Source organism: Mesorhizobium sp. P3_A8 (genome assembly GCF_056402995.1).
The window spans coordinates 1-12066 of record NZ_JBFUGI010000024.1 but is presented as its reverse complement, the minus strand read 5'-3'; the positions used below and the strand labels follow the sequence as shown (position 1 = coordinate 12066).

Sequence of the window (12066 nt, the reverse complement as noted above, 5' to 3'; positions counted from 1 at the left end):
CATAGTGTGAGCAATCTTCATGCTCGCCCCGTTGGGGCGGCACCGGCCCGCTTGCGCCCAGCGAACAGGAGACTGAGATGACCTTAACCCTTGGACCCATCGGCGCCGCGATGAGCGGCTTCGCCATGCGAAGCACGGCAGCGTTCGAGCGCCGCCGCGCGCTGCGCCGGATTTCCCGGCTTTCCGACCGTCGTTTGCATGACATCGGCCTTGAGCGCGACTGGGACGGTTCCATCCGGCACAACGGGAGGGAAATATGAGCAGCACCCTGATCATCGGCGCGACGGGGCTTCTGGGCAGCGAGATGGCGAAGGCCAGCGCGCACAATGGCGACAGCGTCCATGTCCTTGTCCGGCCGGCAACTTCAGCCAACGAAGCGCGGATGCGTCCGCTCAAGGAATTGGGCGCCACGGTGCATGTCGGCGATCTCGACGACTATGGCAGCCTTGTGCGCGCCGTCGGCAAGGCCGATCGCGTCATCAGCTCGGTGCATGTCGGTTCGGCCAGCGAGATGACGCTGGTGCGCGCCGTGAAAGATGTCGGCGTCTCCCGCTTCGTGCCCTCCGCCGGCTTCGGCCTCGACTTTGCCGCCGCCGCCCCCGGCTCGATCGCGCCGCTCGACATCAAGAGAACCGTGTTCGACGCGGTCAGGGAGGCCGATCTGCCCTATACGGTGATTTACACCAACGGTTTCTTCTCGACCTGGGTGGCGACGCTCGGCGACCTGACGCGCTTCGGTTCGGCGCCCCTGCCGCCGGATGAGGTGACGCTCTATGGCGACGGCAATGTGCCGGCGACGTTTGTCAGCGAGAAAGACATCGCTGCCGTCACCCTGCGCGCACTGGAGGATCCCAATGCCGTTCGCCGCGAGATCCGCATCGCGCAGAACAGGATCACGCAGAGTGGGATGATCGAACTGTGGCGTCGGGTCAGCGGACGCGCGCCGCGCGTCGTGGGCATGAGCGCGGAGGAGTTGGAGGCAATGATCGCGGCAGCGCCCGGCCTTGGCTTGCTGCGGGCGTTCTGGATCCGTGGCGAGACCGCGATCGAGACGGGCACTCCGGAGGCGGGGGTGCTTTATCCGGAGCTGAGGTTTGAGAGCATTGAGAGTGCTTTTGTGGCGATGGCCGAGAGGGAGGGGCGGACTGGATGAAGGTTGGATGCCCGGCAAAGGCTGGTGCTCTACGGCGCCCCTCTCTGTCCTGCCGGACATCTCCCCCACAAGGGGGGAGATTGGACGTTGTTTCGGCTTTCGCCAATCTCCAACGTAGTAAAGGAGAGCCGGCGCCCGAGCTGCCGATCTCCCCCCAAGTGGGGGAGATGTCCGGCAGGACAGAGGGGGGCGCCGTAGGGTGCGGCTTGCGTCGTTGGCCTTCGTGGCAGTTGACCCAATCGTCCATCCGGCCGATAGGTCCGCGCGAACAGCCCGAGACCGCCAATGACCGACCTAAAAGATGCAACCCGCGCCCTCGACGCCGCCTGGCAGGACGATGTCCGCCAGGGCGTGCGCCATGTCCGCGACCTCGCTGCCCTGCCGCTGTCGCCCGCCGAGCGCGCGGCCGCGCAAGCTGCCGCCGCGCACCACAAGGTCCGTGCGCCAAAAGCCTATCTCGACCTGATCGACTGGAACGACCCGGCCGATCCGATCCGCGCGCAAATCATCCCGTCACCTGAGGAATTGGTGGAGACGGAGGGCGAGCTTGGCGATCCGATCGCCGACCATGAGTTCACCCCGGTGGCACGATTGACGCATCGCCATGCCGACCGGGTGCTGTTGTTCCCGACCTATCAATGCGCGGTCTATTGCCGGTTCTGCTTTCGCAAGGAATCGCTGACCTCGATCGGTCGCGGTTATACGCGCGAGGCGCTGGAGCCGGCGCTGGCCTATATCGCGGATCATCCCGAAATCCGCGAGGTGATCCTGACCGGCGGCGACCCGCTGTCGCTGCCCGATAAGGCCTTGGCCGAAATCCGCGCGCGCATCGAGGCTATCCCGCATGTGCGGCTGCTGCGCATCCACACGCGTGTGCCGGTGGCGCTGCCGTCGCGCATCACGTCGGGGCTGGTCGAGGCCTTGCAGGGCCGGCTGATGGTCACCGTCATCACCCATTTCAACCACGCGCGCGAGATCACCGATGCTACCGAGGCAGCCTGCCGGACGATGCGGCAAGCGGGCTTCGCGCTGCTCAACCAGAGCGTTCTGCTGAAAGGCGTCAACGATACGGTCGAGGTGCTGGAAGAGCTCTGCCGCGAGCTGATGTATCGGCTGGGGGTAAAACCCTACTACCTGCACCATGGCGACCTCGCGCGCGGCATGGCGCACCGGCGCACCACGATTGCCAAGGGCCAGGCGCTGGTGGAAGCGCTGAGGGCGCGGCTGTCGGGTATCTGCAACCCGGTCTATGTCCTCGACCTGCCGGAAGGCGGCGGCAAGGTGCCGCTCGGGCCGTGTCCTGTCGAGGGACGTGACGGGGAAACCTGGCGCTTTCGCGGGCAGGATGGCGCGGTGAGGACCTATCGGGAGATTGTGAGCGAATAGGGCGGTGCGCTATTCACCGACAAACGCCAACACCACCACACGTGGGGCAATGCAGTAGACGAGGCTGGCGCTGCGGCCTGTCGTTGTCGTCGCGCGGCCTGTGTTCAGGTCTACGGTGATATCCTCATAGCCCAGCACTTGGCGATCAAGCGGATAGACGGCCTTGTAGACTGCTTCCTTGGCGGCAAAGAGGATGCGGCCGGCAAGAAGCCGGGGCGCCGCGCCGGTTTGATCCGCAGGGGTTGCAACCAGGGTCAGGATCTCGTCAGGCAGGGGCAGCGCCGGCTCGACATCGATGCCGAGGGACACGATATCGCCAACTGGCGCAACCGCTGCCACGGCCATGTCGTCGTCATGCGCGAGCGAGCCCGTGACCCCGCCAGGCCAGGCGGGTGCGCCGGATGGGGTGCGCAGGAGGGCAAAGTCGTTGAAGCCGAGATCCGTCAGCAGCCGGTGCGCGATCCATCGTGCCGCGCCGCTGGCTCGCCGCATGGCCGGCTGACGCGCCGGGATCGAGCGGGCCTCCTCCGGCAGGAGGTGGGTCTCGTCTTCACCACGGATGAGCCGGCATCCGGTGCGGACCCCGCTCGGGGCGATGGCGGCCAGCGCCTGCGCCAGCGAAATTTCCTCGGGCAGATTTGGGGAGGACGAATTTGCGGGAGGTGTCATCTGTTGTCGCAGGTCGATGCCGCGAGGACGAGGTCGGCGATCATTTCTCCATCCTCGTCGAGCCCTTCTTCGACGAAACCGGCGGCGCGGTAGAGCTGGCGTGCCGCCTCATTCTCCGGTTCATAGCAGATCGAGACGTGCCTGATGTGGCCGAGCCCGCCGATTTCGTGCAGCACCTCGCGCAGCGCGGCCTTGCCATAGCCCTTGCCCTGGCTGGCGCGGTCGATCATGAAACGGTAGATGCGCGCCTCGTCGTCATCTTCCGGTGCCTCGTACATCAGGAAACCGACGACACGATCTCCGGCCATCACGACACGCGGCCGGGCGTCGTCGTCGGCCTCGGCCTCCTCCAGCGACTCCGCATTGCCAGCGACGAAATCCATCTGGCCCGGGGCCAGTTCCAGCGACATGACCAAGGCCAGGTTGGCCTCGGTCACGGGAGCGAGGCGGACTTCTGCGGCCTTCAAGCCGGCGCCTTGGCGCCGTCGTCCGTGACCGGGATCACGAAGCGATGCAGCTTGGCCGGGTTGCCGCGCCAGATGGAGTAGGGCTCCAGCTCTTCGCCCTTCATCACGAAGGAATCGGTATCGGCCACCGACCCTTCACCCATGACGACGCCGTAGTGGACAAAGGCGGACGGTCCGAGCGTGCAGCCCTTGCCGATGCGGATGTAGTCGGACTTGAACGCGCCTTCCTCAAGCGAATGGGCCTGGATGACGCAGCCTTCGTTGAGCGTGGCGTCGTCGCCGATCTCGACCAGAGAGCGTTCGGTCAGGTTGGCTCCACCGTCATAGACGCGCTTGCCGACCTTGACGCCGAGCAGGCGCAGGATCATCGGCCGGAACGGCGTGCCGCCAAACAGGTTCACGATCGGCGAATCCGCCAGCTTCCAGTGGCGTTCGTGACGCCAGAAGTCGACGTCGTAGATCGTCGTTATCCGCGGCTTCAGCCTGCGAAAACCAAGGCTTGCCCGCTCGACCAGGATGTAGAACGGAATGGTGATCGCTGAAGTCAGGAGCACGGCGACGAACAGCGCGACCTCCGCCCATTCGGTGTAGTAGTTCAGTGCCCGGTCCCAGATCGCCAGCGTGGCGAACAGCATGACCCATTGCGTTGCCAAGAACAGGAGGATCGTTACCAGATTGTGGCGGTTCTTGAACGGGATGCGCTTGCGCCGGTCGGCCTCGTCGACGCCGGCGATGAGTTCCTTGTCGCGGTTGACCATGCGCGGGATTTCAAAGGCAGGCGAACCCAGGAGCCCGACATTCTCGCGCAGCGGCCCATCGATGGGGATCATCACCTTGGTGCCGAGCAGGACGTTGTCGCCCGTGCGGCCATCCGGCGGATAGTAGATGTTGTTGCCGAGATAGTTGCGTTCGCCAATGCGCGTCGGCTCGAGCCGGAACGCGGAGGCCGACTTGTGCATGTTGATCATGAACAGGCCGTCCGACACCATGGTCTCGGTGCCGATCTCGCACAGGAGCGGGTTTTCGTGCTGCTGGTTGGAGCCGAAGTTGGAGCCGGTCTGCACCACCTTGTTAAGGTTCCAGCCGACGGCCCTGATATAATAGACGATCGCGGAGCTGTCGCCGAACAGCAGCCCCAGCACACGCGAATTGCTCGAGAATTCGGTGGCGGCCTGCAGCCAGTAACGGAAACCGTAGAGCGCGTAGGTTCGGCCTGGCTTCAGCACCAGGCTGAGCAGGCGCGGCAGCAAAGTCGCGGCGAGAAAAGCGACCGCGATATAGCCGAAAAGCGTGACCGTGGTGCCGATCGCGACCAGGCCGATCGTCTCCTGATAGTCGTCGCCGACATTCTCCCAATAGCTGTGGAACAGCAGCGGCAGCGGGATGACAACGGCAAACAGCCCGATCAGCTGGACCGCTTCGAAGAGGAAGCGCCTGACGTCGGACGCGTTCTCGTTGCGCACCTTGCAATAGTCCGCGGTGGTCGGCACGGCCGGCGACCCATGCCAGTGTTCGCCGTCCGGGATGCTTTGCCCGCGCTGCAGTGAGGACGAATGGCCGAGCTGGCCGCCGTCGCCGATCGACGTGTCGATGTCGAGCGTCGAGCCGACGCCAACGAAGGCATCGCGGCCGATGGTCAGCGGTCCCATATGGATGTAGCCGGACTGCGCCCGAAAGCCGAGGATCAGCGATTCCTTGCGCAGTATGGTGTTGGCGCCAATCGAGATGAGATCCGTGCAGACCGGCACGGACCGGGATTCGATGACGGCGTTCTTGCCGATTTTGGTTCCCAGCAGCTGCAGATAGAAGCTGTAGAGCGGGCTGCCGCGGAACAGCACGACCGGCGCGGTGCGGATCAATGTCTTGACCACCCAGAAGCGGTAGTAGCGCAGGCCCCAGATCGGAAACGCCTCGGCCTTCCAGCGGCCGATGAGCACCCATTTCGCCAGCACGGCAAAACCCGTCATGCCGAAGAAGACGCCGGACGAAAGCGCCACGCACCTGATATAGAGCTGCAGCGGATCGTCGAGCGCGTCATACATCCAGTTGAGGCCGATGTTGATCGCCCACAGCGCCACATAGCTGTAGACCCCGTAGAACAGCAACTGCGCCATGCCGCAGGTCCAGTAGGCAAAATTCGAGGCCTTGCGGGTGAGGACAGGCTCGTTGGTGGCCGTCGTCATTTCTTCCGGCACGCTCAGGTGCTTGGCCAGGCGCGCCACGGTCGGATAGAGATAGATGTCGCGCATGGACGTCGTCGCCCATTCCTTGCGGGTGCGCACGCGGGCGCAGAAATGCGCCATCAGCAGCGAGTTGGCGCCGAGATCGTCGAAGAAATTGTCCTCGACCGACACGTCCTCGAATTTCAGCACTGCGGCCAGCGCCTCGGCCAGGAAACGTTCGTCGTCATTGCCGGGCGCCACCATCTCCCGGTCGGCGGAAAGCCGCACGCTTGTCGGCTTCGGCAGCTGGCGAAGGTCGACCTTGTTGGAGACCGTCATCGGGATCGCCGGCAGTTCCTCCAGATAGGAGGGCACCATGTAATCCGGCAGGCGTCGCTTCATCGTCTGAGCAATGTCGGCGCGCGAGAGCGCCGGCTGGCCGGCCTTGCGCGCGTAATAGGCGACGAGCTCGACGCGGCCGGGCTCGATCTCCCAGGTGGTGACGGCAGCTTGCGCGATCTCCGGCTGGTCGAGCAGCACCGCCTCGATCTCGCCGAGCTCGATGCGATAGCCGCGGATCTTCACCTGGGTGTCGATGCGCCCGGCATACTCGATCTCACCATCGCCGTTGATCCGGCCAAGGTCGCCCGTGCGGTAGATGCGCTGCGACGGGTTGTTCGGCAGGCCGAGGAAGTCGGCGATGAACTTCTGGTCGGTCAGGTCTTGCCTGTTGAGATAGCCGACGGCGAGGCCGATGCCGGCGATGCCGATCTCGCCCAGTTCACTGGGCTCGGCCAGTTCCGGCAGCGAAGGGTCGAGAATGACGATGGAATAGGTGGGCAGCGGCGCGCCGATGGTGACGGGCTTGTCGGGTGTCAGCGCGCCCATCGTTGCCGTGACGGTCGCCTCGGTCGGGCCATAGGTGTTGAGGATCTGCCGCCCCGGCTTCGACCAGCGCACCACCAGATTGTGCGGGCAGGCCTCGCCGCCGACCAGGAGCGTGCGCAGGCTGGGCACGTCGGATGTCATCGACGACAGCAGCGTCGGGCTGCAGGCCATGCAGGTGATCTGGTGATGGCGCAGGAAATCGGCGAGTTCCTCGCCCACCAGAGGCATCTGGCCGGGTGCCGGCACCACGGTCGCGCCGGCGACGAACGGTACCCAGATCTCTTCGGAAGAAAAGTCGAAGGCGATGGTCATGCCCTGGTAGACGCGGTCGCTCGGCCTGTAGCCGTAGGATGCGGCGGCGACGCGGATGAAGTTGACGAAGCTCTGGTGCCGGACAGCCACGCCCTTCGGCCTGCCGGTCGTGCCGGAGGTGTACAGGATGTAGCAGATGTCTTCGCCGGCAGTGGCGGCCTTGTGCGGCTTCAGCGGCGCGCCGGACTGTTTGGAGATCTCGGCGGCGGCGCTGTCGATCAGCACATGGGGAACTGGCAGCTGGTCGGCGCGCGACGCATATGTGGCGATGGTGACGATCAGGCTGACGCTGGCGTCTTCGATGATCAGCGCCATGCGCTCTTGTGGAAAGGCGGTGGCCAGCGGCACGAAGGCGGCGCCTGCCTTCACGACGGCGAGCACGGCGACATAGGTCTCCGCCGACCGATCGAGAATGAGCCCGACCCGGTGGCCCGGCCGCACGCCGCGCTTGATCAGCACGCGGGCGAACTGGTTGGCGCGGCTGTCGAGTTCCTCATAGGTCCAGCTACGTCCGTCGGAGATCACCGCGGGCAAGGTGGCGAATGTTTCGGCGAGTTGCTCGAAGACCTTGTCCAGCCGCTCGTCGGGCTGACCCGCCAGGGCAAAGTCGGCGCCCGTCAGGATCTGGGGGCGCGCGACCATCGCGGAACCGGAGCCGGTTTTCGGCTGCGCGTCGAGAATTTCCGGCTCTCTGCCCGGCCTTGCCGCGTCCCTGTCCAATGCGGCGATATCGATACCGTAATCCATTTCCAAACTTTCTCGCCCTGACTGCGTATTGCCGGGTCGCCGCCGCAATTGGCAGGCCTTGCCGGCTGCGCCGCCGCGCCATCTGACTGATATGCGCGTGTGCGGCGGCCGATTCCCGGCCGTTGAGGGATGCTTATGCCATCCGATCTTTTCGCCAGTTTTTCCGAACTGTTGAATATTGTTTCTGAAGTGTGTCTGGGGGAGCCATCGCGAACCGGGGGAGGGGCTAGGGGCAGGGGTGAATCGTAGGGCGAAAGCCTCGGCCTTCCGGTTGCGATGGCGATGCCGCAAAGCGGCGGCGCTTCCAAGCCTGGGTTCCTCGCCCCCATGAAATGGGGGAGAGGTGGCTCGGCGAAGCCGAGACGGAGAGGGGGATGGCGCGAACCTGTGCCGGATGCTTTCTGAAAGGTTCGCCCTCTACGAAGGCCCCCTCTCCGACCGCTTCGCGGCCACCTCTCCCCCGCCTTTGGCGGGGGCGAGGAACCCAAGCTTGGCTTGGCCGCAACCTCTAGAAATCCTCTCTTCCAAAAAAATCTCGACGCCTCCGGGAATAAAGCACCACCCTGCCGGGTCTTCATTTCAGCGGGGCCATTCACCGGCCCGCGACCCGAAGAAACGAAACAAGGATTTATCAGAAATGACCAAGCTCGCTCTTAGCGTGGCTGCGATGTTGCTTGCCTCGAGTGCTGCCTTTGCCGGCAGCGACCATTTCGGCGCCGACAACGCCAACCAGCCTGTCGCCTCTGTCGACACCAATGCAACCGCTTCGATCCCCTACACGGCACAGCAGAACGGCGTCGACGCCAAGGTGACGACCGGGCCGAGCCAGGGCTCGGTGCAGGACATCATTGCCCAGCACAACCGCGACGGCCTCTGGGGCCGCTGAGCGCGCTCCGGCCTTCAATCAATCTCTCAACAAACAGGAACCATCGACATGAAAAACATCGCTCTCACCGCCGCCGCCATTCTCGTGGCCACCACTGGCGCCTTTGCCGGCAGCGACCATTTTGGCGACCGCGCCGACCCGACGGCCGTCACCATCGACAACACCTACACCGCCTCGATCCGCAAGCCGGACATGGTCCGGCACAGTGCCCAGGCGACGATGAAATCTGATGCGGATGAACCCGGCCAGGGCATCTGGGGTCGCTGAGTTCAGGGGTCCGGACCTCCCTCGAGTCCCGACCCCACCCGCAATCAGGACGGAGGGCCATGTGGCGTGGCCCTCCGTCACCCCTGGAATTCTCGCCTTCCGACTTTTGCCACCACCCGCAACCCACAGGAGACCACACGATGTTCAGCATGACACGCCGCACACTGCTTGGAACCGCCACTGCTGCCGCTGCCTTCGGCCTTGCCGGCAAGCTTGAATTCACCCGCCCCGCTTTCGCGCAGACCCCGGTGGAGCCGACCGTCGGTTTCTACAAATACACGGTCGGCGACATCGAGGTGACCGCCATCTATGACGGCATCTGGAAGAAGCCGCACGACCCGGCCTTCATTAGGGATGTTTCCGTCGACGACACCAAGGCAGCGCTCGCCAAGGCGGGGCTGACCACCGACTTCATGCCCATTCCGCTCACCGTCGTCGTGCTCAAGATGGGCGGCCGTCTGATCATGATGGATGCCGGCTCGGGCGTCGGCCAGTGGCAGGCCAACGCCACGCATTTGCCGGCCAACATGGCCGCCGCCGGCATCGACTACAAGGCGATCGACACCATCATGATCTCGCATTTCCACCCCGACCACGTCTGGGGCCTGATGGAGAAGGGCACCAACACGCCGGTGTTCCCCAATGCCGAGCTGATCGTCAACGCCACCGAATACAATTGGTGGACCGACCCAAGCCGGCTGGCCAAGCTGCCGGAGGGCCGCAAGCCGGCGGGCAAGCGCATCGCCGAAAACTTTCCGAAGTGGAAGAACTGGAAGCTGGTCGAGGACGGTGCGGAAGTCGCGCCCGGCATCCAGATCCTCGCCGCACCCGGCCACACGCCGGGCCATTCCGTCTACCTCGCCAACTCCGGCAAGGAGCAGCTGATGATCTCGGCCGACACCATGTATGTGCCCGCCCTTCTGGCGCCGCATCCGGAGTGGCAGGGCAGCTACGACCAGGATGGGCCGACCGCGATCACCACGCGCCACAAGATCATCGACCGGGTGATTGCGGACAACATCCGCATTTCCGGGTCGCACTTCCCGTTCCCCGGCACCGGCGTCTTCGTGAAAGATGGCAGCGCCTACGGCTTCTCTCCCGTTCAGATTTGAACGGGTAACTCCGACCAAAGCGAGAAAGACAATGAAACAATCCTTCCTGGGCAAGCACGCCCTCTACGGCTTGCTCGGCGCCATCGCCGTGCTGACCGTGGTTCCCGCGACAATCATGCCGGCCTATGCGGTCGACGACATCGAGGGTGCCGACGCGCCCGACCTTACCGCCGTCCAGGCCAAGATCGCCGCCAAGGACTACAAGGGCGCGCTGGCCGATCTGCGGGATCTGGCGCAGGACAACCAGCAGGCCGATGTCTACAATCTGCTCGGCTTCACGCTGCGCAAGACCGGCGACTTCACCACCGCGCTGACCTACTACAACAAGGCGCTGGAGCTGAAGCCCGACCACAAGGCCGCCCGCGAATATCTGGGCGAGCTCTATGTCGAGACCGGCGACATGGCAAAGGCCAAGGAACAGCTGGCGTCGCTGCAAAAACTCTGCCCCGCCGGCTGCGACGAGCTTTCCGACCTGCAGAAGGCGATCGACACCAAGGTGACGCAGTAAGGTCCCCCTCACCCGGATTGCCAAGGCCGAATTGCCTGGAGCAATTCGGGGCAATCCGACCTCTCCCCGAGGGGAGAGGAGGGGGCCGGCACGGCGCGCCTTCTCTTCTCCCCCACGGGGAGAAGGTGGCCGCGAAGCGGCCGGATGAGGGGGCCTTGGCGCCAACCTCAACAAAGGTGAATCCCAGTTTGGGCGCTCGTGGCTGGCGCCCATTGCCGGAGCCGGCGCCTCTCCCTCGAGCCGGCTCCGGCCTTTTCAGACATCACATTGGGCAAGCGCTGCACGTCCCACGACGGGCGCTGCGCTTGCCTGTGCCAAAAAATTGGAGGCTGACCCATGATACCGACCGAACTCGCCGCGAAGCTCACCGGCCTCGCCATGAAATACCACATCAGGGATGTGACCTTGCTCGTCGGCCGCCTGCTTATGTCCTTCATCTTCCTGCATGAGGGCGTGACACTGGCCACCCATTTCGACGGCGCCGCCAAGGCGATGGCGGCCCAAGGCGTCGGCCTGCCGCTGTTTGTCGCCACCATTGCGTTGCAGCTGGGGGCAGGGCTCTCGGTGGCGACGGGCGTGCTGACGCGGCTGGGCGCCATTGGCCTCGGCCTGTTCTGCCTGGCAACCGCCACGCTGTTCCACACCAACTTCGCCACCCAGGCCGAGCTGCTGAACTTCGAAAAGGATCTGGCGATATCAGGCGGGATGTTCGTGCTGGCCGTCGCCGGCGCCGGCAGGATCTCGCTGGACTGGCTGCTGGGGCTCTATTTGCAGAAGCGCCAGCGCGACAAGGAAATGGTGGCGGCACTGCTGGCCGTGGAGAACGACTTCACGGTGGATGTACGGTTGCCGGTTTGAGGCGTCGTGGCGGCCTGCCTTGCGCATCGGCAGGCCGCTCCAGTCGCCGACCCTTGCCATATGCTCGCTCGCTGGAACCAGTCCGCACGCTCCGCATTCTATTAGCAGGGGCTCAAGGAGTGTGTGATGAAAGCGGTTTTGGCACTGGTCGGCGGCTTCGTGCTGACCCTTGCGGTCTTCGCCAGCGGGCTGGCTTTCGCTGCATGGCTGATTGTCGCCAAGCCCGTGCATCAGGCAAGGCCCGCCGACAGTGTCTCGCAGCTTTGGACCAAGGACGCACAGCCTGTCGACAAGGCCGCGCAGGGCCTGGAGCGCGTGGCCGCCGCGCAGCCCGTGGCGCCCGACGCCGCCGCCAGGGTGCAGGCGCCCGACCCGACCAATACGGGCGCGGTGGCGCCGGACGAGGGCGAGCAGCAAGCCAGGCTGCCACCTGCCCATGTCGCTTGGTGCGCCGACCGCTACCGCTCCTACAATGCCGACGACAACAGCTACAGGTCCTATAGCGGACAGCAGCGGCCCTGCGTGTCGCCCTATCTCGACACCGTTGCGACCGACCCGGCCGCGCAGCAGCCCGCCGAAGTCAGCTATGTCGAAGGCGGCGCCGCGCCCCTGGTTGCGGCAGCGGAGCTTTCGGACGACCACGTCCAATCC

General features: G+C 64.9%; 12 protein-coding genes. 9 read left to right on the top strand and 3 right to left on the bottom strand.

Annotation, left to right across the window (positions count from 1 at the left end):
- The first annotated feature begins 77 nt into the window (after window positions 1-77).
- The 3 genes from AC1DX4_RS33825 (at window position 78) to AC1DX4_RS33815 (ending at window position 2539) form a co-directional block, all read left to right on the top strand.
- Entirely contained in the window at window positions 78-260 is a 183-nt protein-coding gene (locus AC1DX4_RS33825; RefSeq protein ID WP_477224458.1) for a YjiS-like domain-containing protein, read from the top strand.
- A complete protein-coding gene (locus tag AC1DX4_RS33820) occupies window positions 257-1153 on the top strand; it encodes an NmrA family NAD(P)-binding protein (protein WP_477224457.1) in 897 nt (298 codons plus the stop codon). Before AC1DX4_RS33825 ends, AC1DX4_RS33820 begins: the two co-directional genes overlap by 4 nt.
- Window positions 1154-1438: 285 nt before the next feature.
- Window positions 1439-2539 (top strand): KamA family radical SAM protein, encoded by a 1101-nt coding sequence (locus tag AC1DX4_RS33815; RefSeq protein WP_477224456.1) that lies wholly within the window; start codon window positions 1439-1441, stop codon window positions 2537-2539.
- Window positions 2540-2548: 9 nt separating this feature from the next.
- On the opposite strand, the gene AC1DX4_RS33810 is transcribed toward AC1DX4_RS33815, so the two are convergent.
- From AC1DX4_RS33810 to AC1DX4_RS33800, 3 genes are read right to left on the bottom strand one after another with little or no spacing between them, the layout of a single operon-like run.
- Window positions 2549-3208 (bottom strand): 4'-phosphopantetheinyl transferase family protein, encoded by a 660-nt coding sequence (locus AC1DX4_RS33810; RefSeq protein WP_477224455.1) that lies wholly within the window; start codon window positions 3206-3208, stop codon window positions 2549-2551.
- Entirely contained in the window at window positions 3205-3645 is a 441-nt protein-coding gene (locus AC1DX4_RS33805; protein ID WP_477224454.1) for a GNAT family N-acetyltransferase, read from the bottom strand. The genes AC1DX4_RS33810 and AC1DX4_RS33805 overlap by 4 nt, the downstream gene beginning before the upstream one ends.
- Window positions 3646-3671: 26 nt before the next feature.
- A complete protein-coding gene (locus AC1DX4_RS33800) occupies window positions 3672-7784 on the bottom strand; it encodes a Pls/PosA family non-ribosomal peptide synthetase (protein WP_477224453.1) in 4113 nt (1370 codons plus the stop codon).
- A gap of 637 nt (window positions 7785-8421) precedes the next feature.
- Between AC1DX4_RS33800 and AC1DX4_RS33795 the strand changes: the two genes are divergently transcribed.
- The 6 genes from AC1DX4_RS33795 to AC1DX4_RS33770 form a co-directional block, all read left to right on the top strand.
- Window positions 8422-8670: a DUF680 domain-containing protein gene (locus AC1DX4_RS33795; RefSeq protein WP_477224452.1), complete on the top strand. Its 249-nt coding sequence runs from the start codon at window positions 8422-8424 to the stop codon at window positions 8668-8670.
- A 48-nt stretch (window positions 8671-8718) separates the two neighbouring features.
- Window positions 8719-8937 carry a DUF680 domain-containing protein gene (locus AC1DX4_RS33790; RefSeq protein WP_477224451.1) on the top strand — a complete coding sequence of 73 codons (219 nt, stop codon included), beginning with the start codon at window positions 8719-8721 and terminating at the stop codon, window positions 8935-8937.
- A gap of 140 nt (window positions 8938-9077) precedes the next feature.
- Window positions 9078-10049, top strand: coding sequence for an MBL fold metallo-hydrolase (locus tag AC1DX4_RS33785; protein ID WP_477224450.1), 972 nt, complete (start codon window positions 9078-9080; stop codon window positions 10047-10049).
- A 31-nt stretch (window positions 10050-10080) separates the two neighbouring features.
- Entirely contained in the window at window positions 10081-10557 is a 477-nt protein-coding gene (locus AC1DX4_RS33780; protein WP_477224449.1) for a tetratricopeptide repeat protein, read from the top strand.
- 336 nt (window positions 10558-10893) lie between these two features.
- Complete coding sequence (locus AC1DX4_RS33775) at window positions 10894-11415, top strand: DoxX family protein (protein WP_477224448.1); 522 nt, start codon at window positions 10894-10896, stop codon at window positions 11413-11415.
- A gap of 126 nt (window positions 11416-11541) precedes the next feature.
- A partial coding sequence (locus tag AC1DX4_RS33770) for a BA14K family protein (protein WP_477224447.1) occupies window positions 11542-12066 on the top strand: 525 nt, incomplete at its 3' end.